We start from the raw sequence: 25,768 nt of genomic DNA on the forward strand, positions 1-25,768 counted from the left end.
CCGGCACTCGCGCGCCGGATTCCAGCGTACCCGCGGCCCCGGGGAGGCGGTCCGCCCACCATCGGGTGAACATTCGCCGAACGAGGTGCGCCGCCGTGCTCAGGGCCGGTACGCCTTTGCCACAGTGAGGGAGTCACCACCGGCGAGAGGGCCCGAATGGCAATGGCGACCCCGGCACCGCTGGACGTGCTTCTTCGACCCGCCGCGTTGGCGCGCGCATGGATGGGCCCCGGCCGTGATCAGGAGACGATCGCCGTGCCCGGCGTCGCGCTGGGTCGCGGCGACGTGTTGGTGCGCATCGACCTCGTCGCCATCACCGAGGACGACCTCGCCATCACAGACGGAGATGAGCCGTGCCCGGTGCCGACCGTGCTCGGCAGCGAGTTCGTCGGCCGCGTCGCTGCTCTCGGCGGCATCGTCGCCGCCGCGGACGGCGTCCCACTCGAGCTCGGCGAACGCGTCGTGAGCGCGGCCGGACGGCACGAGCGCATCGGCGCGCACCGCGAGCTCGTGGGCGGCTTCGCGACGCACGTCCACCTCGCGGCGGGCACGCCGATCGTCCGGGTGGGCGAGGTGCTCCCGGCCTGCATCCTCGCCCCGGTGCCCGGTGCCGTCTCGCGCGCGGCCGCGGTCGTTCGGCAGATCGAGGCGACAGGCGATCCCGAGGAACTCGTCGTGACGATCGCGGGCACCGGCGCCGACCCTCTCGTGCTGGCCGCGATGATCGCGGAGGCAGGCGGGCGGCCGCAGCTGGCTTCGCCCGATCCGCGCGTGCGCGCCGGCGCCGGGCGTTTCGGGGCGGTGCTCTCACCGCAGCGCATTCTCGAGACCGACGTGAGCGCACGGTTCTCGATGCCCGATGACGGCTCACGAGAGCATGTCGTCCGAGCCGGCGCGCTGACAGCGTCCGATCTGGAAGCGGCCGTCGCATTCATGCGCGCGCCCAGCACCCGGCGCTACCCGTTCGCCGACCTCGTGTCGGCGCCGTTGCCCCTCGACCGCCTCGACGACGCGATCGAACTCGCGCGCAGCGGTCGCCACCTGCGCGTGGCGATCGCCCCCGGAGCATGAGCTCACGGGGGCGATCGGATGCCGCGTCGGCGGCCGGGGCGGGACGGCTCAGGCGGTCTGACCCGAGTGCTTGCCCTCGCTGATCTCCTCGACCACCTTCGCGTTGAAGGCGGGCAGGTCGTCGGGAGTGCGGCTCGAGACGAGTCCCTGATCGACGACGACCTCCTCGTCGACCCATGTCGCGCCCGCGTTCACGAGATCGGTGCGCAGACTCGGGAAGCTCGTCAGCGTGCGCCCGCGCAGGACATCGGCCTCGGTGAGGATCCATGCTGCGTGGCAGATGGCGCCGACGGGCTTGTGCTGCTCGAAGAACGAGCGCGCGAAGTCGACAGCGTTCGCGTCGAGCCGAAGGTTGTCGGCGTTGACGACTCCGCCCGGCAGGACGAGGGCGTCGTATTCGTCGGCCTCGGCGTCGGAGGTGACTGCGTCGACCTTCTGGGTGTGGCCGTTCTTGCCGGTGATCTCGCCCGACTCGGGAGCGATGAGGACGACCGTCGCGCCGGCGTCGGAGACAGCCTGCCACGGCGAGGTCAGCTCACTGTCTTCGAAGCCGTCGGTTGCCAGGAATGCGATCTTCTTGCCATCGAGAGTGCTCATGGGCCCGACGCTACGCGTGGCCGTCAGGCGCTGCGACGCGCTTGACAGGCTCGGCGACCCATGGTCCGCTGCGGGGTTACGATGGCGATATGTCCACAGCATCCACGCCCCAGCCTCAGACACTGCAGCCGGTTCCCGATGAGAAGAACCTGCTGGTCACCGCGAACGACGACGCAGGCTCCTGCTGCGGCGGGGGATGCTGCTCGACCTCCTGAACGTCGCCGCGAGGCGTACGACGAAGCCGCCGGTGCATGATGCACGCGGCGGCTTCGTCGTGTCAGGCTTGCGGAGCCGATGACGCTCAGTGCGCGGCGGGCGCGCCCTCGGGGCTGTCGGCCGGCTTGCGGATGAGGAATGCCCCGATGATCAGGGGCGACGCGATGATCGCGGCCACGAGGAACGCGGCGCGCGCACCCGCCGCGCCTGCGGCGGTGGTTCCGGGTTCGATCGCTCCGGCCTCTGCGGCGGCCATCACGGTGATGAGCAGGGCGATGCCCGCGGCGCCTGCGACCTGCTGCACGGTGGAGACGATCGCGCTTCCGTACGAGTAGAACCGCGGCTGGAGCGAACCGAGCGAGGCGGTGAAGAGCGGAGTGAACGACATCGCCAGCCCCAGTGAGAGCAGGGTCTGCAGCGACAGCAGCAGCCAGACCGAGGTGTTCTCGGTGAGGGTGGTGAAGGTCCACAGGATGCCGGTGACGATCACGGCGCCGGGAACGAGGAGCACCCGCGTGCCCCATCGGTCGTAGATTCGGCCGATGAACGGCCCGGCGATGCCCATCGCGAGCGAGCCCGGCAGGACGACGAGCCCGGACTCGAGCGCGGAGAGGCCGAGGACGTTCTGCATGTACAGCGGCAGCAGGGTGATGGCACCGAAGAACGCCATCGACATGACCGCCAGCTGAGCGACCGACAGCGAGAAGTTGGCGGAGCGGAACACCCGGAGGTCGAGCAGCGCCTCGTCGGAGCGCTGCAGTGCGAGCTGACGCCAGACGAAGGCACCCAGCGAGAGGACTCCGACCGTGAGCGCGATGATCAGCGGCAGGTTGGACGCCGGAGCGGCAGCCGCGGCATCCCCGCCGCCGTGGCCGCCTGCCCCGATCTGGCTGAGCCCGAACACGAGGCCGCCGAAGCCGAACGCCGACAGCACGACGGAGAGGACATCGAGGGGAGCGCGGCGCGTTTCGCCGAGGTTGTGGATCCACCGGACACCGATCGCCAACGAGATGAGGGCGATCGGGAGGACGACAGCGAAGATCCAGCGCCAGCTGAGCGTGTCGAGGAGGAACCCGGAGAGAGTCGGCCCGATCGCCGGCGCGAGCGACATGACGATGCTGACGCGGCCCATCATGCGGCCCCGGGCGTGCGGCGGGACGACCGTCATCAGGGTCGTCATGAGCAGCGGCATCATGATCGCCGTGCCCGAAGCCTGCACGACGCGAGCGACGAGGAGGAACTCGAAACCGGGCGCGAGGACGGCGATGAGCGTTCCGGTCGAGAAGAGGCTCATCGCGGCCGTGAACACCGCGCGCGTCGTCAGACGCTGCAGCAGGAAGCCTGTGATCGGGATGACGACGGCCATCGTGAGCATGAACGCGGTCGTGAGCCACTGCGCCGCCACGGCGGTGATCTGGAAGTCTGCGATGAGATGGGGGATCGCGACGCCCATCGTCGTCTCGTTGAGGATGGCGACGAATGCGGCGACGAGCAGGAGCCAGATCACACGGTTCGCCTCGGCCGTGACGACCGTAGGCGGGGCGGGCGGTGCAGTCGATGTGGATGCGGTGGTGGACGACGGCGCGACGGCCATGGGCAACTCCTCGGTCGGATGATCGGTCGTCACCCGAGGGCGGACACCGCAGGGCCAACGCCCCGACGGAACGATTATTCCCGGGAGCACCGACACAGCGCCAGCATGCGTGCCCGGGCGGTCAGCGTTCCGGCGCGTCGGGGATCACCAGAGCCGGGCGATGTCCCACAGCTCCGTCGTCGCGGGGTCCGTCGCGCGGTGCTCCGGCGCTCGCTCCTGGAAGTCGCGGACGAGCTCGCCGACGCGGCGTCGGTACTCGGTGTCGGGGTGGGTCGCGGCGATGCGAACGAGGGGAGGGACGTCCATGTCGAGCACGAGGCGGACACGCGCTGCCGCGGCGGCGCGGGCGTCGGCCGCATCGAGCACCGCGAGCCCCGAACGCAGCGCATCGAGATAGTCGACGAGGACGGGCAGCTGCGCACGGTGCTGGGTGATCGATGACCCGTCTGCGCGTTCGCGCCAGTGCACGACGACGTCGGGGATCACGTCGAAGGCTCGAGCGCGCGTGTACATCTGCTGCGCGACCAGCTGGTCTTCGTACAGGCGGTTCTCGGGGAAGCGCAGGTGATGACGACGCCAGAACTCGATACGGCTCGCTTTCGACCACGCGACGATGTTCCCCGAGGCCTCGGGATGATCGGCGAGAGTCACCCCGGTCCGCGCAGGCTGCGTGGCTGCCGCGACCCACGGCTGCACGGGCCCCGGGACATAACCCTCGTCGGTCGGTCGCAGCCGCACGTAGGCTCCGGCGACGAAGTCGGAACCCGATGCGTCGAGTGTGCTCACCCATCGCTCGAGCGCGTTCGGGGTGAGGACGTCGTCGGCGTCGAGGAAAGCCACGACGGGCGTGTCGACGCGATCGAGGCCCGCATTCCTCGCGGCGCCGAGCCCCCGGGGACGGTCGTGCGAGACGACGTGGAACCGCCCGTCGGATGCGGCCGCATCGGCGAAGACGCGCCCCGTCGCGTCACGTGATCCGTCGTCGATGAGGATCGCGGTCCAGTCGACGAGCGTCTGAGCGCGGAGCGAGACCAGGGCGTCTTCGGCGTACGGGGCGACGTCGCGGCCGGGAACGATGACGGTGACGACGGGCGAGCTCACGAGCCCGATCGTACTGCTGAGACGGCGTCGGCCACGGCACGGGCGAGCTCCGACGCATCGGGCGGGGCCGCTCGATCGAAGCTGAACCTCACCGCGGTGCGCGCATCGTCGGCATCCCGGCCCATCGCGATCAAGACGTGCGAGGGCTCGTCGCTTCCGGCGGCACAGGCCGATCCGCTGCTCGTCACGATCCCGCGCCGTTCCAGCTCGAGCAGCACGGCCTCGCCCGAGGTCGCGGCGAAGGTGAACGATGCGAGGCCCGGCAGCCTGAGGTCAGGGTCGCCGGTCACGCGCGCACCGGGCACGGTGTCGAGGACGCGGCTCGTGAACGCCTCACGTGCGGCGGCGGCGCGCGCGGCGGCCGCGGGGCGCTCACGTTCGGCGAGTTCCAGCGCCACCGCGAGCCCGACGGCGCCCGCGACGTTCTGGGTACCGGAGCGACGCCCGCGCTCCTGGCCGCCGCCGTGCAGGACGGGTTCGAGCGGAATCCTCCCGCGCACGGCCAGCAGGCCGATGCCCTGGGGTGCGCCGATCTTGTGCCCCGCGATGGAGAGTGCCGACGCCCCGGTGCCGGCGAGCGGCAGCCACCCGGCGGCCTGCACGGCGTCGACGTGCACCGGCACCGCTCCCGCGGCGCGCGCGATCGCGGCGACGTCCTGCACGGTTCCGACCTCGTTGTTGGCGTAGCCGACGCTCACGACGGCGGTGTCATCGCGCAACGCACCGGCGACGGCGTCGGGGGAGACGCGTCCGCTGGAGTCCACCGGGAGGACGTCGATCGCGTACCCGTGCATGCGCTGGAGGTAGTGGCAGACGGCGAGCACGGAATCGTGCTCCACCGCGGTCGTGACGATGTGGCCGGGACTGCGCCCGCGGGCTCCGAGCGCGATGCCCGCGATCGCGAGGTTGTTCGCCTCGGTGCCGCCGGACGTGAAGACGACGTCTCCCGCGCGCACGCCCAGCACGGCGGCGGCTCGGCGCCGGGCGTCGTCGAGTGCCCGTGCGACATCCTCGCCGACCGTGTGGACGCTGGACGGGTTGCCGAATCGGCCGGTGAGGAACGGGGCCATCGCCTCGAGCACCTCTCGGCGCACCGGCCCGCCCGCGGCGTGATCGAGGTAGAGCATCAGGGCACGTCGACGACGAGATCGAGCCCGAGGTCGAGAGCCGGTGCGGAATGCGTGAGGGCTCCCACCGAGATCACGTCGACACCCGTCTCGGCGATCGCGCGCACGGTCTCGAGCGAGACGCCGCCCGATGCCTCGACCGTCGCGCGCTCGCCGATCATCTCGACACCGCGGCGGAGATCGTCGAGCGAGAAGTTGTCGAGCATGATCGTGTCGACACCCGCCGCGAGCACCGATTCGATCTGATCGACGCGATCGACCTCCACCTCGACGTGGGTTGTGTGGGGCAGGTGCGCCATCGCTCGCCGCAGCGCTTCGGTCAACGACGTTCCGTCTGCCGTGATCACGCCCAGATGGTTGTCCTTGAGCATGACGGCATCCGACAGCGAGAACCGGTGGTTGTGGCCGCCGCCGTCTCGAACGGCCTGCCGCTCGAGAATGCGCAGACCGGGGGTCGTCTTGCGGGTGTCGACGATGCGCGCCCGGGTGCCCGCGACCGCGTCGACGTACCGGCGGGTGAGGGTGGCGATCCCCGACATCCGCTGGGCGAAGTTCAGCCCGACGCGTTCTGCGGTCAGTACAGCGCGCGCCGGCCCCCGCACCATCGCCAGGGTCTCGCCCGGGGCGATTCGCGACCCGTCCGCGACCGCGATGTCGACCTCGCAGTCGGCATCCGTGAGGGCGAACGCCGCCGCGAACACGCCGGACCCGCTGAAGACGCCGTCGACGCGCGAGACGAGCGCCGCCGTCGCACGAGCGGACTCGGGCACGAACGTACTGCTGGTGAGATCGCCCCAGGGGGCGTCCTCGTCGAGGGCGGGGCCGACGACGGCGACGATCTGGCGGGGAGTGAGCATCATGCGACCTTCTCGGAGAAGACGGCGGACGGGTCGTCGCGCCGGTGGTGCGCGCCGACCGACCCGGGGCGTTCGAGCGCGGCGGCCACGACGGAACGCGCGACGAGCAGCAGGTTGGCGTCCTCGTGCTCGCGCCGGGAGAGCGGCGTTGCCCGCGAACCCGACCACGCGTCGATCGTGCGCAGCGCGATACCGAGCCCGTCGGCGTCGCGGTCGAGCCCGACGTGCCGCCACATCAGCGACTGCAGGGCTTCGCGAGTGAACGAATCGCCCTGCGGCATCGTGTGCGGTCCGGCGGGCGACAGCGGCGACGACTCGGGGCGAGCGCCGGCCTCGGGGACGGCTGGTGCCATCCGCGGCGATACCGCCCGAGGCGAGCCGCTCGCGATGGCCGCCGCGGCGCGGATGCCGAACACGACGGCTTCGAGCAGTGAGTTCGATGCCAGACGGTTGGCCCCGTGCACGCCCGTGCGTGCGACCTCGCCGACGGCGAACAGCCCATCGAGGTCGGTCCGGCCATCGAGATCGGTGGCCACGCCGCCCATCATGTAGTGCGCGGCGGGCGTGACGGGCACGGGATGCCGAGACCAGTCCCATCCCCGGGCGCGGACGGCCTCGTCGATCGTGGGGAAGCGGTGAGCGAGGAACGCAGCGGACGCCGTGGGCGTCGCGCGGAGCCCGGTCGCGTCGAGCAGCACTGGCCGACCGTCCTGACGCGCCATCGCCGTCGCGATCGCGCGGGCCACGATGTCTCGGGGGGCGAGCTCGGCGTCGGGGTGCGCATCGACGCAGAAGCGGTGCCCGCTCTCATCGACGAGAACTGCGCCCTCTCCGCGCACCGCCTCCGACACCAGCGTCCCGTCGATCAGCGCTGTGGGGTGGAACTGGACGAACTCCAGGTCGGCGACGGTCGCACCGGCGCGGAGGGCGAGGGCGAGGCCGTCTCCGGTCGCCACCGCGGGGTTGGTCGTGTGCGCGTAGAGCTGTCCGGCCCCACCGGTGGCGAGGACCACCGCGTCGGCCGCCAGGGTCTCGGTGAGCCCGCCGGAGAGCACGCGGACGCCCCGCACGGCGCCGTCCGCGACCACGACCTCGGTGACGAGAGTGTCGGTGCGGATCGTCACCGGCGAACGGTCGAGAGCCCGGTTCAGCGCCCGTTGGATCGCAGGCCCCGTCGCGTCTCCGCCGGCGTGCAGGATGCGGGGGACCCGGTGCGCGCCCTCGAGGCCGAGCCGCAGCGCGCCGCTCTCGTCGCGGTCGAACGCGACCCCGATCGCCTCGAGCGCCGCGACGGCCCCCGGCCCCGACGATGCCAGCGTGTTCACCGCGGCGCGCTCGCCGAGGCCCGCACCGGCGCGAAGGGTGTCATCGACGTGGGCGAGCACCGAGTCGCCGGCGGCGGTCACCGCGGCGATGCCCCCTTGCGCGTAGGCGGTGTTGCCCTCGCCGAGCGCGCCCTTCGTGACGAGGACGACCTCGCAGCCCGCATCGGCGGCCCGCAGGGCGCACACGCCGCCGGCGAGGCCGGAGCCCACGACGACCACCCGCCGGGTCATGGCCGTGCCGCCAGCATCCGTTCGAGGGCGGCCCGCGCGGGGACCGCCACATCGTCGGAGACCCGGATGCGGTTGGGCGTGCGTCCCTCGCGGAGCTCGTCGAGGACCCATGCCAGGTAGCCCGGGTGGATGCGGTACATCGTCGAACACGGACACACCACGGGGTCGAGGCAGAAGATGCGGTGCTGCGGGTACTGCGCGGCGAGCCGCTGGACGAGGTTGATCTCGGTGCCCACTGCGAACACCGTGGGTTCGGTCGCGCCGTCGATCGCGCGGCGGATGTACTCGGTCGAACCCGCCTCGTCCGCGGCGTCCACGACCGGCATCGGGCACTCCGGGTGCACGATCACGCGCACTCCCGGGTGCTCCGCACGGGCCCGCTCGATCTGGGCGACGGTGAAGCGACGGTGCACGGAGCAGAACCCGTGCCAGAGGATGACCCGCGCGTCGCGCAGGGACGCCTCGTCGTTGCCGCCGAGCGGGCGGCGGGGGTTCCACATCGGCATGCGTTCGAGGGGCACGCCCATCGCTTTGGCGGTGTTGCGGCCGAGGTGCTGATCGGGGAAGAAGAGCACCCGCCGCCCCCGCGCGAACGCCCAGTCGAGCACCGTGCGGGCGTTCGAGGAGGTGCACACGATTCCGCCGTGCCGGCCGACGAAGCCCTTGATGGCGGCGGAGGAGTTCATGTAGGTGACGGGGATGACCGGGAGCAGCCCCTCGCCGTCGGGCGTGTCGAGGTCGCCGTAGATGTCCGCGAGCTGCTCCCAGCATTCCTCGACCTCGTCGATCGACGCCATGTCGGCCATCGAGCACCCGGCGGCGAGGTTCGGCAGGATGACGGACTGGTCGGGCTGGGAGAGCAGGTCGGCGGTCTCGGCCATGAAGTGCACACCGCAGAAGACGATCGCTTCGGCCTCGGGATGCGCGCGCGCCGCCTCGGCGAGCTGGAACGAATCGCCCACGTAGTCCGCGTGCCGGACGACCTCTTCGCGCTGGTAGAAGTGCCCCAGGACGACGACGCGGTCGCCGAGGGCGGCCTTGGCCTCGGCGATGCGGGCGTGCAGCTCGGTCTCGTCGGCGGTCCGGTAGTACTCGGGCAGCTCGCCCTGGCGCGGCGACCCCGTCGGGATGACGTCGCCCATCGACGATCCCGGACCGTAGCCGGGCCGCGTGTCGAAGGTCCACGGCCCCGCGGCGAGGTCGGTGTTGCAGGTCTCGTCGGTCGACGCGCCGGCGACGATCGCCTGGATCCCGTGGTCGACGCTCGGGTCGATCGGTCGCGGCGCCAGCGTGAGCGGAGAAGTGGTCATGCGCGTTCCTTCATCGGGGGAGCGGCCCGCGGTCGGCGAGCTCGACGTCGTGGTTGTAGCGGTAGAGGCGGGCGGGACGGTGGCTGCCCGTGCGGAACTCCCGCGTCGGGATGAGGGTGCCCGACCCTTCGACCTGACGGCGGAAGTTGGCCGGGTCGAGGCGCTTGCCGCCGATCGCCTCGTACACCTCGCGGAGCTCCGCGAGGGTGAACAGCTCGGGCAGGAGGCCGTGCGCGATCCGGCTGTAGCCGACCTTGTTGCGCAACCGCCACAGTGCGTACTCGACGATGCTCCCGTGGTCGAACGCCAGCTCGGGCAGGTCTGCGGTGTCGAACCACGCGACGTTCTCGTCCTCGGGCAGCGGGGTCGCGGCGATGTCCTCGCGCACGAGGGCCCAGTAGACGATCGACACGACACGCGAGGGCGAGCGCCCGACGTCGCCGAACACGTAGAGCTGCTCGAGGTAGCTCGGCGCGAGCGCGGTGGTCTCGGCGAGGGTGCGGGATGCCGCAGCTTCAAGGTTCTCCGACACGTCGAGCCAGCCGCCCGGCAGGGCCCACTGACCTGCGTGCGGGTCGCGCGTGCGACGCACCAGCGGGAGCACGACGGAGGGGAGATCGCCACCCCCGTGGCGGAGGCTGAAGATCACGGTCGACACCGCGACCCGGATCTCGTCGTGCGTTGTCCCGCCGGTGGTTCGTGTCATCGTGACCCTAACTGCTCGAGCCGATCTTATAGTCATGGAGACACGAACCGCAAAACGGAGGACTCACAGCGGAGCACCGTACGCTGAGAGCCTTCCCGAGGAGGTCCTGTGCTGCTGGTCGACGTCATCGTCGTGATCCTCCTCGTCGGCTTCTTCGCCATCGGCGTCACCCGGGGCCTCGTCGCGATCGCGGGGTCGCTCGCCGGGCTGGTCATCGGCTCGCTCCTGGCCGTGTGGGCCGTGCCGCTCATCGCGCCCGGCGTCGCCGACTGGGAGTACCGCTCGCTCGTGCTCGCCGTGTGCGCCATCGCGATCATCGCGCTGTGCACCGCGCTCGGCACCGCTGTCGGAGCTGCCCTGCGCCGCGGCGTCGACCGGGCCAAGCTGCGCATCCTCGACCGCATCCTCGGCGCCGGCGGGGCAACGATCGCCGGCGGCCTCGTGCTGCTCCTCGGCGCCGGCGCGGTGACCGCGAGCGGGATGCCCGTCGTCTCGACCGCTGTCGCGTCGTCGCGGGTGCTCTCGTTCATCGACGGCCTGACCCCCGACCCGGTCGACACCGCGCTCGCCGAGGTCCGCGGGTTCGTCGTCGACGAGGGCATCCCGCGTATCGGCGAGCTTCTCCGCCCCGAAGTCGCGCCGACCGCACCCGCCGTCGCGCTCGACGATCCCGAACTGCAGCGCGCCGCGGCATCCGTCGCTCGCATCAGCGGAACGGCGTATGCCTGCGGCGTCTCGATGACCGGCTCCGGCTTCGTCGCCGCAGACGACCTCATCGTCACCAATGCCCATGTCGTGGCAGGTGTCGACACGCCCGTCGTCGAGCTTCCCGGTCGCGATGCGCGCGAGGGACGCGTGGTCTACTTCGACCCGATCGACGATCTCGCCGTCATCGCCGTCGGTGGTCTGGGCGCCGCACCCCTGCCGGTCGTCCCGCCGGTCGCGGCCGGTGCCGCCGTCGCGGTGCAGGGCTATCCGCTCGGCGGCCCGTTCACGAGCGGCGCCGCATTCGTGCTCTCGGTGGGCTCGGCGCCCGTCCCCGACATCTACGACCAGTCGAGCACGCCGCGTGAGATCTACGCGCTCGATGCCGACGTCCGCCCGGGCAACTCCGGCGGACCGCTGCTGACCGACGCCGGCGAGGTCGCCGGCGTCGTGTTCGCGCGCGGGGCGGACGACGAGAGGCGAGGGTACGCGATGACGACGACGGAGCTGCTGCCCGTGCTCGCCGGAGTCTCCGCGGATGCTCCGGCAGTGCAGGCCGGGAGTTGCACGCGCTGAGCGGCACACCCGGTCGGCGCCTGCGCGGTCTCGCGCGGTGACGCTATGCTGATCGCGCAACTGAAGACAGGCCGCATGACGCACGCGGGAGAGCCCCGGAGCAATCCGGGCACCGAAGGAGCAAGCCTCCCCGCCAATCTCTCAGGTCCGCGTACCGCGCGCGTCCGGCCGCTCTGGAAAGCGATCCCCTCGGGGGTCCGCCGACGGTGAAAGCCGGGTCCGCCCGGTGAAACTCTCAGGCCCAAGACAGAGGGGGAGTTCCGGATGCCGCAGCCGTGGCAGCCGCCCGCCCGCAACGGGAGAACTCATGTCAGATCCCCGCTCCACCGTCCTGCACCATCGCCACGCCGCCCTCGGCGCGTCCTTCACCGACTTCGGCGGCTGGCTCATGCCCGTGCGCTACACGTCCGACCTGGCCGAGCACCATGCCGTGCGCACCGCCGCGGGTCTGTTCGACATCTCGCACATGGCGGAATTCGAGGTGACCGGGTCCGTCGCCGGCGACTGCCTCGACGCCGCCCTCGCCGGCAGCCTCTCGACGATGACGGTCGGAAAGGCCAAGTACTCGCTCGTCCTCGCGGAGGACGGCGGGATCATCGACGACGTCATCGTCTACCGGCTCGACGACGATCGTTTCCTGATCATCGCCAACGCCGGCAACCGCGAGCCCGTGTGGGCTGCGCTGCAGGAACGGGCCGAAGGCTGGGACGTCGAGGTGCGAGACGTCACCGACGCGTACGCGCTCCTGGCCGTCCAGGGCTCCGCCGCACTCGCGGTGCTCGAGGCTACACCGGGCCTGTCGACGGCCGACGTCGCGCTCGCGGACACGCGGTACTACGCCTGGACCGCCGGCGAGTTCGCGGGCGAGCCGCTGCTCCTCGCACGCACCGGGTACACGGGCGAAGACGGATTCGAGCTGATGATCCCGGCTGCAGCCGCCGAAGCCCTCTGGGATGCCGTGCTCGCCGCGGGAGAGCCGTTCGGCCTCGTGCCGGCCGGGCTGGCCGCGCGCGACACTCTGCGGCTCGAGGCCGGGATGCCCCTCTACGGACACGAGCTCTCGCTCGACGTCGCCCCGGCCCAGGCGGGACTCGACCGCGTGGTCGGCGCCGACAAGGGCGCGTTCGTCGGCCGTGAGGGTCTGACGAAACGCGCATCGGCATCCGCGCCCGTTCTCGTCGGTCTCGTGTCGGAGGGACGCCGCGCCGGTCGCGCCGGGTACGCCGTGCTCGGCCCCGACGGCGAGCGCGTCGGCGAGGTCACGAGCGGCGCGTTGAGCCCGACGCTCGGGCACCCGATCGCCATGGCCTACGTCGCGCCCGAACATGCCGCGCCCGGCACCGAGCTCGCGCTCGACGTCCGCGGCACCCGCATCCCCGCCACCGTCACCCCGCTGCCGTTCTACCGGAGGAAGAAATGACCGATCTCGACGCCCTGAAGTACACCGCCGAGCACGAGTGGGTCGACCTCTCGGGCACGACCGCGACCGTCGGCATCACCGACTACGCCGCCGAGAAGCTGGGCGACGTCGTGTTCGTCGACCTCCCCGCCGTGGGAACCCGTGTGACCGCCGACGCCGTGTGCGGCGAGATCGAGTCGACGAAGTCGGTCGGCGAGCTCTACGCACCGCTGAGCGGGACCGTCGTCGAGATCAACGAGGCCGTCGTGGACGACCCGTCGCTCGTCAACGCCGGGCCGTTCGCTGAGGGGTGGCTCGTGCGTATCGAGATCGATCCCGCGGACGCCGGTGCATTGCTCGACCGCGCCGCCTACGTCGAGCTCACCGGCGGAGACCGATGACCTCCGCTTTCGCCGCCCGCCACATCGGCACCGACGGCGCTGCTCAGCAGCGGATGCTGGATGTCCTCGGCTATCCGGACGTCGATGCCCTGCTCACCCGGGCCGTGCCCGCGGCCATCCAGGTCGACGCGGTACCCGACAGCGTCATCCCCGCGGCAGCCGCTGAGCACGAGGCTCTCGCGGAGCTGCGTGAACTTGCGTCGCGCAATCGCGCCGCACGGCCGATGATCGGCCTGGGGTACTACGACACCTTCACGCCGGCCGTCATCCAGCGCAACGTCCTCGAGAACCCGTCCTGGTACACCGCCTACACGCCGTACCAGCCGGAGATCTCGCAGGGCCGCCTCGAGGCGCTCATCAACTTCCAGACGATGGTGACAGACCTCACCGGACTGGCCACGGCGAACGCCTCGATGCTCGACGAGGCCACGGCCGTCGTAGAGGGCATGCTGGTGGCCCGTCGGGCGTCGAAGTCGCGCGGCGACGTCTTTCTCGTCGATGCCGATGCGCTGCCGCAGACCAAGGCGCTGCTCGGCCATCGCGCCGAGGCGCTGGGCATCGAGCTGCGCGAGGTCGACTTCGCCGGCGCCCCCGCCGCGGTCGCGTCGGACGAGCCGGTGTTCGGGGCGTTCGTGCAGTACCCCGGGGCGTCCGGTCGCGTATGGGATCCGAGCGCGGTCATCGGCGAGGTGCAGGCCGCGGGCGGTCTCGTCGTCGTCGCCGCCGATCTGCTCGCGTTGACGTTGCTGCGCTCGCCCGGCTCGCTCGGAGCCGATGTCGCCGTCGGGACGACCCAGCGGTTCGGCGTCCCGATGGGCTTCGGGGGCCCGCACGCCGGCTACATGGCGGTGCGTGCCGGTCTCGAACGCCAGTTGCCGGGGCGCCTCGTGGGAGTCTCCGTCGACGCGGTGGGAGACCCGGCCTACCGCCTGTCGCTGCAGACCCGCGAGCAGCACATCCGCCGCGAGAAGGCGACCTCGAACATCTGCACCGCGCAGGTGCTGTTGGCGGTCATGGCGTCGATGTACGCCGTCTATCACGGGCCCGAGGGACTCCGGCGCATCGCCGAGTCCGTCGCCGGGCACACGGCCCTCCTCGCCGAATGGTTGGCCGACGCCGGTGTCGACGTCGAGCACGACTCCTTCTTCGACACGCTGACGGTGCAGGCGCCCGGCCGGGCTGCCGAGGTCGTCGCGGCGGCCCGGGAACTCGGCTACCAGCTGTGGCACCGTGACGACGACACCGTCGGCGTCTCGGTCGACGAGACGACGACCGTCAGCGACCTGCACGCCGTCGTGCGCGCCTTCGGCGGCCCTGAGCAGCGCGCGTTCGCGTTCGTCGCCGGGTCGATGTGGCGGGAGCGGCACGCTCCGGCCTCGCTCCGGCGCGAGGACGAATACCTCACGCATCCGGTCTTCACGAGCCACCATTCCGAGACGGCGATGATGCGGTACCTCAAGCGTCTCGCCGACCGCGACTATGCGCTCGACCGCGGCATGATCCCGCTCGGGTCGTGCACGATGAAGCTGAACGCCGCCACCGAGATGGCCGCCGTCACCTGGCCGGAGTTCGCGCGCGTGCATCCGTTCGCGCCCGCCGACGACGTCCGCGGATACCTCGAGCTCGTCGACCAGCTCGAAGCGTGGCTCGCCGAGGTCACCGGCTACGACGCCGTCTCGCTGCAGCCGAACGCCGGTTCGCAGGGCGAGCTCGCCGGGCTGCTGGCGATCCGCGGATACCACCGTTCGCGGGGTGACGACGACCGTACGGTCTGCCTCATCCCGTCGTCGGCGCACGGCACGAACGCCGCATCCGCCGTGCTGGCGGGCATGCGCGTGGTGGTCGTCGCCTGCGACGAGGCGGGAAACGTCGACCTCGACGATCTCCGCGCCAAGATCGACGAGCATGCCGCGGCGCTGTCGGCGCTGATGATCACCTACCCGTCGACGCACGGTGTGTACGAGCACGAGGTACTCGCGATCACCGAGGCCGTGCACGCGGCAGGCGGTCAGGTGTACGTCGACGGCGCGAACCTCAATGCCCTTCTCGGCTTCGCCCGCTTCGGCGATCTCGGCGGAGACGTGTCGCACCTGAACCTCCACAAGACGTTCGCCATCCCGCACGGCGGTGGCGGACCGGGTGTGGGTCCGGTCGCGGCGAAGGCGCACCTCGCAGCGTTCCTGCCCTCGCATCCGTTCGCGCAGCGCGCGGAGCACGCGGGCGGCTTCGTCTTCGATGGCGGCCCCGTCTCGGCGGCGCCCTACGGCTCGGCATCCATCCTTCCCATCTCGTGGGCGTATGTCCGGATGCTGGGTGCGCGCGGTCTGCGCGAGGCGACCGGAGCGGCGGTGCTCGCGGCGAACTACGTCGCGGCACGGCTGCGCGACCACTACCCGGTGCTGTACGCGGGCGAAGGGGGTCTCGTCGCACACGAGTGCATCCTCGATCTCCGTCCGCTGCGCGAGCGGACCGGCATCACCGTCGACGACGTCGCCAAGCGACTGATCGACTACGGATTCCACGCCCCGACCATGTCGTTCCCGGTGGCGGGGACGCTGATGGTCGAGCCGACCGAGTCGGAGGACATCGCCGAGATCGACCGCTTCGTCGAGGCGATGATCGCCATCCGCGCCGAAGCCGAGCGCGTGGCCTCGGGGGAGTGGCCCGCCGACGACAACCCGCTCGTCGGCGCCCCGCACACGGCGGAGGCGGCAGTCGCGTCGGAGTGGTCGCATGCGTACTCGCGCGAGGAGGCGGTCTACCCCGTCCGTTCGCTCGTGCGGGGCAAGTACTGGCCGCCGGTGCGACGCATCGACCAGGCCTACGGCGATCGCAACCTCGTGTGCGCCTGCCCGCCCCCGGAGGCGTTCGCCTGACGCCGGGCCGCTTCGCGAGAGCGCACCGTTTCGCCGAGCACGTACCCTCCGAGGTGCGTGCTCGGCGGGACGGTGCGTTCTCGTCGGGCTCGGGGTCAGGGTGCGGGGCTCAGAAGAGACCGGGCCACCACGATGCGGCCAGCGGATAGCCGATGAAGGCGACGAGGTCGATCACGACGTGGGCGACCACGAGCGGCATCACCCGGCCCCAGCGGTGGTACACCCATCCGAAGACCACGCCCATCGCGATGTTGCCGAAGATCGGACCGATGCCCTGGTACGCGTGGTACAGGCCGCGCAGCGCCGCCGTCGACAGGATGATCGCCCACGTGCTCCAGCCGAGCCGCCGCAGCCGGTCGAACAGATACCCGATGAAGATGACCTCTTCCGTGAGGCCCGCGCGCAACGCGGCGAGGGCGAGGAGGAGGACGGCCGTCCACCCGCCGTCGAGCGGAGCCGCGCCGACCTGGACGGTGATGCCGAGCGCGCGCCCGAGGGCGTAGAGGCCGAGGCCGGGGACGCCGATGAGGGCGACGAGCAGGATGCCGGCGCCGGCATCCCTCCCGAACATCCGGAAGTCCAGGCCGATGCGGCGCAGCGCCGACCGGCCCGGCTCCCAGAGGAAGTAGATCGCCAGCGCCACCGGGGCCAGGTTGAACAGATTCGAGAAGACCTGCGAGACCACTGACCAGGGATCCGCCGTCGCGGCGCCCGGGTTGAGCGAGGTCGACTGGTCGCCCAGGCTCACCTCGCTCGTCACGGCCTGCAGGAACGACAGCACCGAGAAGAAGGCCGAACGGCCCACGGAGACCGCCAGGACGAGGGCGATCTCCCACCAGAGCCGACTCCGCGACACGTGCGTCATTGTTCCTCCCCGGTCGATGTTAGGCCCGGGGGTGGGGCGTCACGGGCGGCGCCGTTTGCGCGCGGGAGTCTCGGTCGCCAGCACGTGCTGCAGCGGTTCGGGATCGGCGAGACGGCCGATGGCGAGCATGGTCTCGACGCGGTCGATCCCCGGGATGGGCCAGACCTCTTCGACGAGCAGCCGCTGCAAGTCGGCATGGTCCCGCACGCGGAACCGCGCCATGAGGTCGTACCCGGCGGCCAGCACGATGACCTCGGTCATCGCGTCGATCGCCTTCAGCGCGCTCAGGACCGTGGCGGCGTCTGCGTCGCCTGTCAGGCGCAGCGGCATCACCACGAGCATCGGGTAGCCCAGTGCCGCCCAGTCGAGTTCGATCGTGTGTCGCCGGATGACGTGACCTCGCTCCATGCGGGCGATCCGCTCGGCGACGGCCGGGGCCGACATTCCTACCTCCGCCGCGATGCTGCGCATCGACGCCCGTGCGTCCTCGTGAAGGCGATGGAGGATGCGCCGGTCGATGTCGTCGATCTCGAGCACGTCGCGTTCGGGCTCGAGCAGAGAGCGCAGTCGCGCTGGGTCGGTCGTCATGCCCCTCCCCGGGCGGTGTCGGCGAAGCCACTTCGTTCGAGCTCTCGGAAGACGTCGAGCGTGAACTGCACGTGATCGAGAAAATCCTCGACGTAGCCGTGCTCATCGTAGCCGTGCATGTTTCCGGCGGGTCGCAGGGTGCCGGTGGGGGAGATGATCGGCGCGCCGAGGTGCTCGAGGAACAGTGCCCCGGGTCCTGCCCCGGTCATCACGTCGTAGACGACCGCCTCCGCGCCGAACGCGCGTCCGGCGGCGCGCACGACGGCTTCGCCGAAGGCCGATTCCACGGGCGAGTAGGCGGGCGCGAGTGCGCGGATCACGGAGACCGCGACATCCGGATGCCGTTCCGCGAGGTGCGTCCGCACGGCGGCCACCACGCGCTCGGGCCGCATCCCCGGGACGAGCCCGAAGCGCACGCGAGCCGTCGCCGACGCCGGGATGCTCTGACGCACTCCGTCATCGAGGTCGAAGCCCGAGAGGCTCATCGAGGGTTCGAACACGAAGCGGGTCGAGAGCTCCGAGTCCGTGCCGGGAAGGTACGGCGAGACTCCGTCGCGCGCGATCGACGGTCCGGGCAGTGTGATGTCCGCGGTGCGGTGACGTGCCCGCTCGTCGGGGACGAGGGCGTCGTCGCGCACGCCGGCGACGGCGATCCGGCCGTCTTCGGTGCGCATCGACGAGATGGCCGCCATCAGCTCGAGCGGTGCGGACCGCAGGATCGACGAGTACGAGGGATGCTGCGCCGAGGCGAGGATGTCGAGAGAGAGCTCGATCTCGAGCGAGCCGCGGCACCCGAAGCCGACGGCGGGGCGGCCGTCCTCCTCGCGCAGGTAGCTCTCCCACAGGCACGCATCTGCTCGGAGCTCTGCCGCGTGCGCGGCGAGTACCTCTCCGAGGCCCGGGCTGCCGATCTCTTCGCACGGGTCGGCGAGATAGATGACCCCGAAGGGTGTGCGTCCGTCGTGCTCGTCGATCCAGAGGCGCAGCGAGGCAAGACGCCCGGCGACGTCTGCTTTGTCGTCGCACGCGCCGCGCGCGTACATCGCGCCGTCTCGGATCTCGGCGGCGTACGGCGGCGACGACCAGCGCGACGGGTCGCCCTCGGGCTGCACGTCGTAGTGGTTGTACAGCAGCAGCGATGCGTCACTGGCTCCGGCGCGGAAGCCGACGACGACGGGGCCGTAGTCGGGGATCTCGTAGCGCACGACGCGGTCCATCAGCGGAGCGAGTCGTTCCTCGATCCAGTCCGCCGCCGCCGCGATGGCATCCAGGCGACCGGCGACCGTGGGGAACCGGCACACCTCCTGCCAGCTCGCGACGATGGTGTCGGCGGCCTCGTCGATCCGCGGGTCGCGACCCATCGTCACTTGCCTCGGGGCAACGACACCGGAACGAGGTCGTAGGGGTAGTCCGAGATGAGCTCGTAGCCGTCCTCGGTCACGAGCACGATGTCCTCCAGGCGAACGCCGCCGAAGCCCTGCCGATAGCAGCCCGGCTCGATGGCGATGACGTCGCCGGCGACGAGGACCGCATCGTTCTGGTTGAGGCTCGGCGGCTCGTGGACCTCGAGCCCCACACCGTGCCCGAGCGAATGGAAGTAGCCCTCGTCGAGCACCTCGCCGGGCTTCTTGGTCAGTTGGGTGGGCTGGCCCGCGGCTTCGATCGGCTCGCACGAGATGCGGTGGAGCTCGGCCACCGGCAGACCGGGGCGGATCGCGGCCAGCGTCGCGTCGAACGACTTCTTGACGATGTCGTAGTAGAACGCGAGCTCGTCGTCGATGTCGCCCTTGACGAACGTGCGGGTCATGTCGGAGTTGCCGCCCGAGGCGATGTCGCGCGGGCAGATGTCGACGGTCACGGGCTCGCCCTCGAAGATCTGTCCTGACCCCGCGTGGTGACCGATGCAGGTCTGCGCGCCGTGGGCGACGATCATGCCGGCGTCTTCGCACCCGTTGCGCAGGAAGACCGAGCGGATGCGGTCCTTGAGGTCCTCGCACGTGAGCGGCACATCGTCGAGCATGAGCCCGCCGTCTGCTGCGACCGTCGAGCGGTGCATCGCGTCGGCGACGAGCGAGACACCCGCTTCCGCGGCCACCTGCGCACGGCGGATGCCGGCGAGCTCGTGCGGAGTCTTCACGCGCCGACGCTGGACGAAGAGGTCGCGGTCGACACGCACGTCGATGCCGTTGGCGCGCAGGTGGTCGGCGACCTCGAGCGGGAAGGTGGGCGGCACGGCGGCGCCGGTCACGCCCAGACGGCGGCAGGCGGCGACCAGGGTGGAGAGCTCGGCGAGGTCGGGGTCTTGGCCGGCCGCACGGAACTCGTCGAAGCCGAGCTCATCGAGCGGGAAGACCGTCATGCCCGGGACGTCGCGCATGCGTGCCGCTTCGAGCGACTTGATCGCCACGTGCGGCGCTCCCGCGATCTCGATGTAGAGGAACGGGTCGTGCACGTCGTGGGGGATGACGTGGCGCATGTCGGCTGCCAGCGTGCTCGCGTAGATGAGGATGGCGTCGTCCACCACAGCGGCTCTCCTTGGATCGGGTGTCCCGCCGAGTGCGAGACCGAGATGTCCCGACATTACATCAGAGCTGTTACCGAACAGATTCACCTTGCTATCGAAGGTACGCAATTCCTGTCGCCATACTTAGTAAGCCCCTTCCTGGGCTGTGTCGGAGCGGTCTCGGTGCCCCGGATGACGCACCGCGCAGGCATCGACACGCAGCCGACGCAGGATGACAACCCCGCCGCCGCGATTGTTGCCGACATGTAACGGTTTGGGCCTGGATGCGGTCACAGGGGCGGCTCGCGCTTATCGTCGGGGGTATATCCCGTGCTCCGGACACCGGTGTGTCTTCACCACCGTCCACCGTGAGCGCGTACCCGTCACCCAGGAGGAAACATGTCGAGACGACGTTGGGGAGTCGGCGCGATCGCGCTGGTGTCCGCCGTCACGCTCACGCTGGCCGGTTGCTCGGCCGGCGGCGACAGCAACACGGGCGGGGGCTCCAACGCCTCCGCGATCATCACCACGAACGGCACCGAGCCGCAGAACCCGCTGCTGACCTTCGGCACCACCGAGACCGGCGGTGGCCGCATCCTCACCTCGATGTACGCGGGTCTGGTCAGCTACAAGGCGGACGGCACGATCGAGAACGAGGTCGCTTCCTCGATCGAAAGCGACGACAACGTGGTGTGGACCATCACCGTCGCCGACGGCTGGAAGTTCAGCAACGGTGAGGAGATCACCGCGAAGACCTTCGTCGACACCTGGACCGCCGGTGCGCAGGACGAGAACGGCGCGTACTGGTTCTACACGATCGAGGGTGCGTCCGACGACGGCAGCACCGCCCCGACGGGCCTCGCGGTCGTCGATGACATGACCTTCACGGTCACGCTCAAGGCTCCCGACGCCGACTTCCCGCTGCGTCTCGGCTACACGGCTTACATGCCGCTGCCGTCCGTCGCTTTCGAAGACCTCGAGGCGTTCGGCGAGAACCCGGTCGGCAACGGCCCGTACATGCTCGACGGCGAGGGCGCCTGGCGCCACAACGAGGGCATCAACCTCGTTCCGAACCCCGACTACAAGGGTGTGCGCGAGGTCAAGAACGACGGTCTGAACATCGTCTTCTACACCTCTCTCGAGTCGGCTTACGCCGACGCGCAGGGCGGCAACCTCGACGTGCTCGACACCGTTCCCGACACCGCGTTCGCGACCTACGAGACGGACTTCCCGGAGCGTTCGGTCAACCAGCCCGCCGCGATCTTCCAGGGCTTCAACATCCCCTTCTACCTGCCGAACTTCGGCAACGACGAAGAGGGTCAGCTCCGTCGCGCCGCCATCTCGATGGCGATCAACCGGGAAGAGATCACCGACACGATCTTCCAGGGCACGCGCACGCCGGCCACCGACTTCACGTCGCCGGTCGTCGAGGGCTGGAGCGACGACCTGCCCGGCTCCGAGGTTCTCGAGTACAACCCCGAAGAGGCGAAGGCGAAGTGGGCCGAGGCCGAGGCGATCAGCCCGTACGCCGGACCGTTCACCATCACGTACAACTCCGATGGCGGCCACCAGGCTTGGGTGGATGCTGTCGCGAACAGCATCGCCAACACGCTCGGTATCGAGGCGGTTGGTTCACCGCAGCCGACGTTCGCCGCTGCGCTCGACCTGCGCACGTCCGGCACCCTCACCGGCGCCACCCGCGCCGGATGGCAGGCCGACTACCCGTCGCAGGGTAACTTCCTGTCGGCGCAGTACAGCACCGGCGCGAGCTCGAACTACGAGGGCTACACCAACCCCGAGTTCGACCAGCTGCTGACGCAGGCCGCATCGGCTCCGTCCATCGAGGACGCGGCCGGCCTGTACGAGCAGGCTCAGGAGATCCTGATGCGCGATCTGCCCAGCGTTCCGCTGTGGTACCAGAACGCCGTCGGTGTCTGGGGCGAGGGCGTCGACAACGTCGTCTTCGGCTGGGACTCGGTGCCGCTGTACAACCAGGTCACCAAGGGCTGAGTTCGGCTCCAGGCGATCATCGAGTACGGTGTCCGGGGCGCATTCGCGTCCCGGACACCGTGCTGACCGGGGCCTATTCGCCCTCACTACCCGAACCCATTTAGGAACTATTCGTCGATGCTCTGGTTCATCGGTCGACGGCTGCTGCAGCTGATCCCCGTCTTCTTCGGGGCGACCCTTCTCATCTACGCCCTCGTCTTCCTCTTGCCGGGAGACCCGATCGCCGCCCTGTACGGCGAGCGTCAACCGTCTCCCGCCGTCATCGAGGCGGTGAGGGCGCAGTACAACCTCGACAAGCCGTTCATCGTGCAGTACTTCCTGTACATCGGGGCGCTGCTGCAGGGCGACTGGGGCACGACGTTCTCGGGCCGTCCCGTCATCGACGTGATGGCTCAGGCGTTCCCGATCACGCTGCGACTGGCGGTCCTCGCCCTCGCAATCGAAGCGGTCTTCGGCATCGTCGTCGGTCTCATCGCGGGCCTGCGCAAGGGCAAGCTCTTCGACGCCACCGCCCTGGTCGTCAGCCTGCTCCTCATCTCTGTGCCGACCTTCGTCATCGGCTTCGTTTTGCAGTACGTCCTCGGCATCCAACTCGGGTGGTTCCGCACCACCGTCAGTGCGGGTGCGCCCTGGAACGAGCTCCTCCTGCCGGCGATCGTGCTCGCGACGGTCTCGTTCGCCTACATCGTCCGGCTCACCCGCTCATCGGTCGCCGAGAATCTCTCCGCCGACTTCGTCCGCACGGCGACGGCGAAAGGCCTCAGCCGCCCGCGCGTCGTCACGGTGCACGTGCTCCGCAACTCGCTCGTTCCGGTCGTGACCTACCTCGGCGTCGATCTCGGATCGCTCATGGTCGGGGCGATCGTCACCGAGAGCATCTTCAACATCAACGGCGTCGGCGGCACGATCTATCGCGCCATCACGATCGGGGAGGGGCCCACCGTCGTGTCCTTCGTCGCCATCATGGTCATCATCATCATGCTGGCGAACCTGCTCGTCGACCTCCTGTACGCCTGGCTCGACCCGAGGATCCGCTATGCCAAGTAATCTCCGCCGGAATCAGGAACACTTCGTCGCTCCCGAAGAGGAGACGCCGCTCCAGGCGATCGACGCGGTCTCGACCGACGACAAGCCGCGCACCGTCTGGAGCGACGCGTGGCAGTCGATGCGCCGCCGACCCATGTTCTGGGTCTCGGCCGTCCTCATCGTGCTGATCCTCTTCGTCGCGATGTTCCCCGGGCTCTTCTCGCCTGTGTCGCCGACCGCGAATTGTCAGCTGGCCGACAGCAACGCCGGGCCGCGTCCCGGACACATCTTCGGGTTCACCCGTCAGGGCTGCGATGTCTACGCCCGCGTGATCTACGGAACGCAGTCGTCGGTCATGGTCGGCTTCATCGCGACGCTGATGGTCACGATCTTCGGCTCCGTCGTCGGCGCCCTCGCCGGGTACTACGGCGGCATCCTCGACGCGATCCTCTCGCGCGTGGCCGACATCTTCTTCGCCATCCCCACGGTCCTCGGTGCCATCGTCTTCATGTCGGTCGTCCCCGACCGGACGCCGCTCGTCGTCGCCCTCGTCATCGCCGTGTTCGCGTGGCCTCAGATCGCCCGCATCATGCGCGGTGCGGTCCTGACGGCGAAGCAGGCGGACTACGTCGTGGCGTCCATCGCCCTCGGCGTCTCGCGGTGGCGCGTCCTGCTGCGTCACGTCCTGCCCAACGCGATCGCTCCGGTGATCGCCGTGGCCACCGTCTCGCTCGGCACGTTCATCGTCGCCGAGGCGACCCTGTCGTTCCTCGGCATCGGCCTGCCCGGCACGGTGATGAGCTGGGGCAACGACATCAACTCCGCGCGTCAGTCGCTCACCACGAGCCCGATGGTGCTGATCTACCCCGCTGCCGCGCTGTCGGTGACGGTCCTGTCCTTCCTCATGCTGGGCGACGTCGTGCGCGACGCCCTCGACCCGAAGGAGCGTGCCCGCCGATGAGCGACACCACGTCCTCGGATGCCACGCCGCTGCTGGACATCCGCAACCTCCACGTCGGGTTCCAGACGAAGGCCGGGCTCGTTCCCGCCGTCCGTGGCGTCGACCTGACGATCTATCCGCGCCAGTCGGTGGCGATCGTGGGCGAGTCTGGTTCCGGCAAGTCCACCACCGCGCAGGCGATCATCCGTCTGCTCCCCGGAACCGGACGCATCACCGACGGTCAGATCATGTTCGAGGGCCGCGATCTCGCGGCGCTGACGAACCGTGAGCTGCAGGCCGTGCGCGGAGCCCAGATCGGTTACGTCCCGCAGGACCCGATGTCGAACCTCAACCCCGTGCTGACCGTGGGCTTCCAGGTTCGCGAGGCCGTCCGGTCGAACCGCAGCGCAACGGGACGGGCAGCCGTCCGCGACCGCGCGGTCGAGGTGCTCACCGAAGCCGGTCTTCCGGATGCCGAGGATCGGATGCGGCAGTACCCGCACCAGTTCTCCGGCGGAATGCGCCAGCGTGCGCTCATCGGGATCGGCTTGTCGGCCCGCCCGAAGCTTCTCATCGCCGACGAGCCGACGTCGGCTCTCGACGTGACGGTCCAGCGCCAGATCCTCGACCACCTGGGCTCCCTCACGTCCGACTTCGGCACCTCGGTGCTGTTCATCACCCACGACCTCGGACTCGCCGCCGAGCGTGCCGAGCACCTCGTCGTGATGTACCGCGGCCGCGTGGTCGAGTCGGGGCCGTCGCAGGAGATCCTCGCCGACCCCAAGCACCCGTACACCAAGCGGCTCGTGTCGGCCGCGCCGAGCCTCGCCTCACGCCGCATCCAAGCCGTGCGTCACCACGAGGACGTCGACGTGTTCGGCGCCGGGGAGGAGTTCCTCGCCCGGGCAGAGGAGCGCGAAGCCGAGGCGGAGTCCGTCGCCGCTCGCAGCGACTTCATCGACATCCGTAACGCGCGACGCGTCTACAAGGTGCGGACCGGCGGGCTCTCCTCGAAGGAGATCGTCGCGGTCGATGACGTCAGCATCCAGGTGGCCAAGGGGACGACGACCGCGATCGTCGGCGAGTCGGGGTCGGGCAAGTCGACTCTGGCGAAGCTGTTCCTGCAGCTGGAGCGACTGACCTCGGGCGAGATCCACTTCGACGGCAAGAAGCTCGGTGGGCTCAACCGCGCCGAAGAGCTCGCCTTCCGCCGTCGTGTCCAGCCGGTCTTCCAAGACCCGTATGGAACTCTCGACCCGCAGTACAGTGTCGGCGACACGATCGCCGAGCCCATGCGCGTGCACAAGTTCGGCAGCCAGAAGGAACGGTCGGCACGCGTACGCGAACTGCTCGACCAGGTGTCGCTTCCGACGGCGGCGAAGGACCGGTATCCGAGCGAGCTCTCGGGCGGTCAGCGCCAGCGAGTCGCGATCGCTCGCGCCCTGGCGCTGAAGCCGGACGTGCTCGTGCTCGACGAGGCCGTGTCGGCGCTCGACGTGCTCGTGCAGGGACAGATCCTGAACCTGCTCACCGAGTTGCAGACCGAACTCGACCTGACGTACCTCTTCATCACGCACGATCTCGCGGTCGTGCGTCTCGTGGCCGACAACGTCTCGGTCATGCGCCGGGGCCGGCTCGTGGAGTCGGCGACCACCGACGAGGTGTTCGATCACTCGACGGAGGACTACACGCGCGAACTGCTCGCGGCCATCCCCGGTGCGGGATTCCAGTTCGGCGTCTGAGC

22 protein-coding genes and 2 riboswitches are annotated in these 25,768 nt (G+C 70.2%); of the genes, 10 read left to right on the forward strand and 12 right to left on the reverse strand.

Annotated features, from left to right (window positions below):
* Positions 1-156 precede the first annotated feature (156 nt).
* A complete protein-coding gene (locus ACU6RU_RS04900; RefSeq protein WP_120262472.1) occupies positions 157-1,071 on the forward strand; it encodes an alcohol dehydrogenase catalytic domain-containing protein in 915 nt (304 codons plus the stop codon).
* 48 nt (positions 1,072-1,119) lie between these two features.
* On the opposite strand, the gene ACU6RU_RS04905 is transcribed toward ACU6RU_RS04900, so the two are convergent.
* A complete protein-coding gene (locus ACU6RU_RS04905; RefSeq protein WP_120262473.1) occupies positions 1,120-1,668 on the reverse strand; it encodes a type 1 glutamine amidotransferase domain-containing protein in 549 nt (182 codons plus the stop codon).
* A gap of 89 nt (positions 1,669-1,757) precedes the next feature.
* Here ACU6RU_RS04905 and ACU6RU_RS04910 point away from each other — a divergent pair, with 89 nt between their 5' ends.
* Complete coding sequence (locus tag ACU6RU_RS04910) at positions 1,758-1,883, forward strand: hypothetical protein (RefSeq protein WP_258524557.1); 126 nt, start codon at positions 1,758-1,760, stop codon at positions 1,881-1,883.
* A gap of 86 nt (positions 1,884-1,969) precedes the next feature.
* Here ACU6RU_RS04910 and ACU6RU_RS04915 read toward each other — a convergent pair whose 3' ends face one another.
* The 7 genes from ACU6RU_RS04915 to ACU6RU_RS04945 form a co-directional block, all read right to left on the reverse strand.
* Entirely contained in the window at positions 1,970-3,478 is a 1,509-nt protein-coding gene (locus ACU6RU_RS04915) for a DHA2 family efflux MFS transporter permease subunit (protein WP_289329644.1), read from the reverse strand.
* Positions 3,479-3,622: 144 nt separating this feature from the next.
* Positions 3,623-4,579, reverse strand: a complete 957-nt coding sequence (locus tag ACU6RU_RS04920; RefSeq protein WP_446726047.1) for a glycosyltransferase family 2 protein — start codon at positions 4,577-4,579, stop codon at positions 3,623-3,625.
* On the reverse strand, positions 4,576-5,706 hold the full coding sequence (locus tag ACU6RU_RS04925; RefSeq protein ID WP_446726048.1) for a cysteine desulfurase family protein: 1,131 nt from the start codon (positions 5,704-5,706) through the stop codon (positions 4,576-4,578). Before ACU6RU_RS04925 ends, ACU6RU_RS04920 begins: the two co-directional genes overlap by 4 nt.
* The gene (gene nadC / locus ACU6RU_RS04930; RefSeq protein ID WP_289331500.1) at positions 5,706-6,563 is read right to left on the reverse strand and encodes a carboxylating nicotinate-nucleotide diphosphorylase; all 858 of its coding nucleotides are present in this window, start codon (positions 6,561-6,563) and stop codon (positions 5,706-5,708) included. Before nadC ends, ACU6RU_RS04925 begins: the two co-directional genes overlap by 1 nt.
* Complete coding sequence (gene nadB / locus ACU6RU_RS04935; RefSeq protein ID WP_446726049.1) at positions 6,563-8,119, reverse strand: L-aspartate oxidase; 1,557 nt, start codon at positions 8,117-8,119, stop codon at positions 6,563-6,565. Before nadB ends, nadC begins: the two co-directional genes overlap by 1 nt.
* Positions 8,116-9,429 carry a quinolinate synthase NadA gene (nadA, locus tag ACU6RU_RS04940; protein ID WP_120262478.1) on the reverse strand — a complete coding sequence of 438 codons (1,314 nt, stop codon included), beginning with the start codon at positions 9,427-9,429 and terminating at the stop codon, positions 8,116-8,118. Before nadA ends, nadB begins: the two co-directional genes overlap by 4 nt.
* A 10-nt stretch (positions 9,430-9,439) precedes the next feature.
* Positions 9,440-10,135 (reverse strand): NUDIX hydrolase, encoded by a 696-nt coding sequence (locus tag ACU6RU_RS04945; RefSeq protein WP_120262479.1) that lies wholly within the window; start codon positions 10,133-10,135, stop codon positions 9,440-9,442.
* 108 nt (positions 10,136-10,243) lie between these two features.
* Here ACU6RU_RS04945 and ACU6RU_RS04950 point away from each other — a divergent pair, with 108 nt between their 5' ends.
* The 4 genes from ACU6RU_RS04950 (at position 10,244) to gcvP (ending at position 16,092) form a co-directional block, all read left to right on the forward strand.
* On the forward strand, positions 10,244-11,416 hold the full coding sequence (locus tag ACU6RU_RS04950; RefSeq protein ID WP_120262480.1) for a MarP family serine protease: 1,173 nt from the start codon (positions 10,244-10,246) through the stop codon (positions 11,414-11,416).
* A 75-nt stretch (positions 11,417-11,491) separates the two neighbouring features.
* Positions 11,492-11,583: riboswitch (glycine riboswitch) on the forward strand.
* A gap of 1 nt (position 11,584) precedes the next feature.
* A riboswitch (glycine riboswitch) is annotated at positions 11,585-11,673 on the forward strand.
* 50 nt (positions 11,674-11,723) lie between these two features.
* A complete protein-coding gene (gene gcvT / locus ACU6RU_RS04955) occupies positions 11,724-12,836 on the forward strand; it encodes a glycine cleavage system aminomethyltransferase GcvT (protein ID WP_446726050.1) in 1,113 nt (370 codons plus the stop codon).
* Positions 12,833-13,216, forward strand: a complete 384-nt coding sequence (gene gcvH, locus ACU6RU_RS04960; RefSeq protein ID WP_289329638.1) for a glycine cleavage system protein GcvH — start codon at positions 12,833-12,835, stop codon at positions 13,214-13,216. Before gcvT ends, gcvH begins: the two co-directional genes overlap by 4 nt.
* Complete coding sequence (gcvP, locus tag ACU6RU_RS04965; RefSeq protein WP_289329637.1) at positions 13,213-16,092, forward strand: aminomethyl-transferring glycine dehydrogenase; 2,880 nt, start codon at positions 13,213-13,215, stop codon at positions 16,090-16,092. Before gcvH ends, gcvP begins: the two co-directional genes overlap by 4 nt.
* A gap of 109 nt (positions 16,093-16,201) precedes the next feature.
* Here gcvP and ACU6RU_RS04970 read toward each other — a convergent pair whose 3' ends face one another.
* The 4 genes from ACU6RU_RS04970 to ACU6RU_RS04985 are packed head-to-tail and all read right to left on the reverse strand — an operon-like array spanning position 16,202 to position 20,069.
* Complete coding sequence (locus tag ACU6RU_RS04970; protein ID WP_446726051.1) at positions 16,202-16,957, reverse strand: CPBP family intramembrane glutamic endopeptidase; 756 nt, start codon at positions 16,955-16,957, stop codon at positions 16,202-16,204.
* A 39-nt stretch (positions 16,958-16,996) separates the two neighbouring features.
* Complete coding sequence (locus ACU6RU_RS04975; RefSeq protein WP_120262485.1) at positions 16,997-17,545, reverse strand: Lrp/AsnC family transcriptional regulator; 549 nt, start codon at positions 17,543-17,545, stop codon at positions 16,997-16,999.
* Positions 17,542-18,906 (reverse strand): M20/M25/M40 family metallo-hydrolase, encoded by a 1,365-nt coding sequence (locus ACU6RU_RS04980; protein ID WP_446726052.1) that lies wholly within the window; start codon positions 18,904-18,906, stop codon positions 17,542-17,544. Before ACU6RU_RS04980 ends, ACU6RU_RS04975 begins: the two co-directional genes overlap by 4 nt.
* Positions 18,907-18,908: 2 nt before the next feature.
* Positions 18,909-20,069 carry a M24 family metallopeptidase gene (locus tag ACU6RU_RS04985; RefSeq protein WP_446726053.1) on the reverse strand — a complete coding sequence of 387 codons (1,161 nt, stop codon included), beginning with the start codon at positions 20,067-20,069 and terminating at the stop codon, positions 18,909-18,911.
* A gap of 378 nt (positions 20,070-20,447) precedes the next feature.
* Here ACU6RU_RS04985 and ACU6RU_RS04990 point away from each other — a divergent pair, with 378 nt between their 5' ends.
* From ACU6RU_RS04990 to ACU6RU_RS05005, 4 genes are all read left to right on the forward strand, one after another.
* Positions 20,448-22,058: a peptide ABC transporter substrate-binding protein gene (locus ACU6RU_RS04990; protein WP_120262489.1), complete on the forward strand. Its 1,611-nt coding sequence runs from the start codon at positions 20,448-20,450 to the stop codon at positions 22,056-22,058.
* 117 nt (positions 22,059-22,175) lie between these two features.
* Entirely contained in the window at positions 22,176-23,105 is a 930-nt protein-coding gene (locus ACU6RU_RS04995) for an ABC transporter permease (protein WP_120262490.1), read from the forward strand.
* Positions 23,095-24,045 (forward strand): ABC transporter permease, encoded by a 951-nt coding sequence (locus ACU6RU_RS05000; RefSeq protein ID WP_120262491.1) that lies wholly within the window; start codon positions 23,095-23,097, stop codon positions 24,043-24,045. Before ACU6RU_RS04995 ends, ACU6RU_RS05000 begins: the two co-directional genes overlap by 11 nt.
* A complete protein-coding gene (locus tag ACU6RU_RS05005; protein ID WP_120262492.1) occupies positions 24,042-25,766 on the forward strand; it encodes a dipeptide ABC transporter ATP-binding protein in 1,725 nt (574 codons plus the stop codon). The genes ACU6RU_RS05000 and ACU6RU_RS05005 overlap by 4 nt, the downstream gene beginning before the upstream one ends.
* Positions 25,767-25,768: the final 2 nt, after the last annotated feature.

The sequence above is a fragment of the Microbacterium sp. F1-18 genome (assembly GCF_052921305.1).

What these genes read in the sequence shown, in the direction of transcription:
- nadA (WP_120262478.1), bottom strand. Translation starts at nt 9,429, where the DNA reads ATGACCACTTCTCCGCTCACGCTGGCGCCGCGACCGATCGACCCGAGC.
- gcvT (WP_446726050.1), top strand. Translation starts at nt 11,724, where the DNA reads ATGTCAGATCCCCGCTCCACCGTCCTGCACCATCGCCACGCCGCCCTC.
- gcvH (WP_289329638.1), top strand. Translation starts at nt 12,833, where the DNA reads ATGACCGATCTCGACGCCCTGAAGTACACCGCCGAGCACGAGTGGGTC.
- ACU6RU_RS05005 (WP_120262492.1), top strand. Translation starts at nt 24,042, where the DNA reads ATGAGCGACACCACGTCCTCGGATGCCACGCCGCTGCTGGACATCCGC.
- ACU6RU_RS04925 (WP_446726048.1), bottom strand. Translation starts at nt 5,706, where the DNA reads ATGCTCTACCTCGATCACGCCGCGGGCGGGCCGGTGCGCCGAGAGGTG.
- gcvP (WP_289329637.1), top strand. Translation starts at nt 13,213, where the DNA reads ATGACCTCCGCTTTCGCCGCCCGCCACATCGGCACCGACGGCGCTGCT.
- nadB (WP_446726049.1), bottom strand. Translation starts at nt 8,119, where the DNA reads ATGACCCGGCGGGTGGTCGTCGTGGGCTCCGGCCTCGCCGGCGGCGTG.
- ACU6RU_RS05000 (WP_120262491.1), top strand. Translation starts at nt 23,095, where the DNA reads ATGCCAAGTAATCTCCGCCGGAATCAGGAACACTTCGTCGCTCCCGAA.
- ACU6RU_RS04970 (WP_446726051.1), bottom strand. Translation starts at nt 16,957, where the DNA reads ATGACGCACGTGTCGCGGAGTCGGCTCTGGTGGGAGATCGCCCTCGTC.
- ACU6RU_RS04975 (WP_120262485.1), bottom strand. Translation starts at nt 17,545, where the DNA reads ATGACGACCGACCCAGCGCGACTGCGCTCTCTGCTCGAGCCCGAACGC.
- ACU6RU_RS04915 (WP_289329644.1), bottom strand. Translation starts at nt 3,478, where the DNA reads ATGGCCGTCGCGCCGTCGTCCACCACCGCATCCACATCGACTGCACCG.
- ACU6RU_RS04980 (WP_446726052.1), bottom strand. Translation starts at nt 18,906, where the DNA reads ATGGGTCGCGACCCGCGGATCGACGAGGCCGCCGACACCATCGTCGCG.
- ACU6RU_RS04990 (WP_120262489.1), top strand. Translation starts at nt 20,448, where the DNA reads ATGTCGAGACGACGTTGGGGAGTCGGCGCGATCGCGCTGGTGTCCGCC.
- ACU6RU_RS04910 (WP_258524557.1), top strand. Translation starts at nt 1,758, where the DNA reads ATGTCCACAGCATCCACGCCCCAGCCTCAGACACTGCAGCCGGTTCCC.
- ACU6RU_RS04995 (WP_120262490.1), top strand. Translation starts at nt 22,176, where the DNA reads ATGCTCTGGTTCATCGGTCGACGGCTGCTGCAGCTGATCCCCGTCTTC.
- ACU6RU_RS04945 (WP_120262479.1), bottom strand. Translation starts at nt 10,135, where the DNA reads ATGACACGAACCACCGGCGGGACAACGCACGACGAGATCCGGGTCGCG.
- nadC (WP_289331500.1), bottom strand. Translation starts at nt 6,563, where the DNA reads ATGCTCACTCCCCGCCAGATCGTCGCCGTCGTCGGCCCCGCCCTCGAC.
- ACU6RU_RS04900 (WP_120262472.1), top strand. Translation starts at nt 157, where the DNA reads ATGGCAATGGCGACCCCGGCACCGCTGGACGTGCTTCTTCGACCCGCC.
- ACU6RU_RS04905 (WP_120262473.1), bottom strand. Translation starts at nt 1,668, where the DNA reads ATGAGCACTCTCGATGGCAAGAAGATCGCATTCCTGGCAACCGACGGC.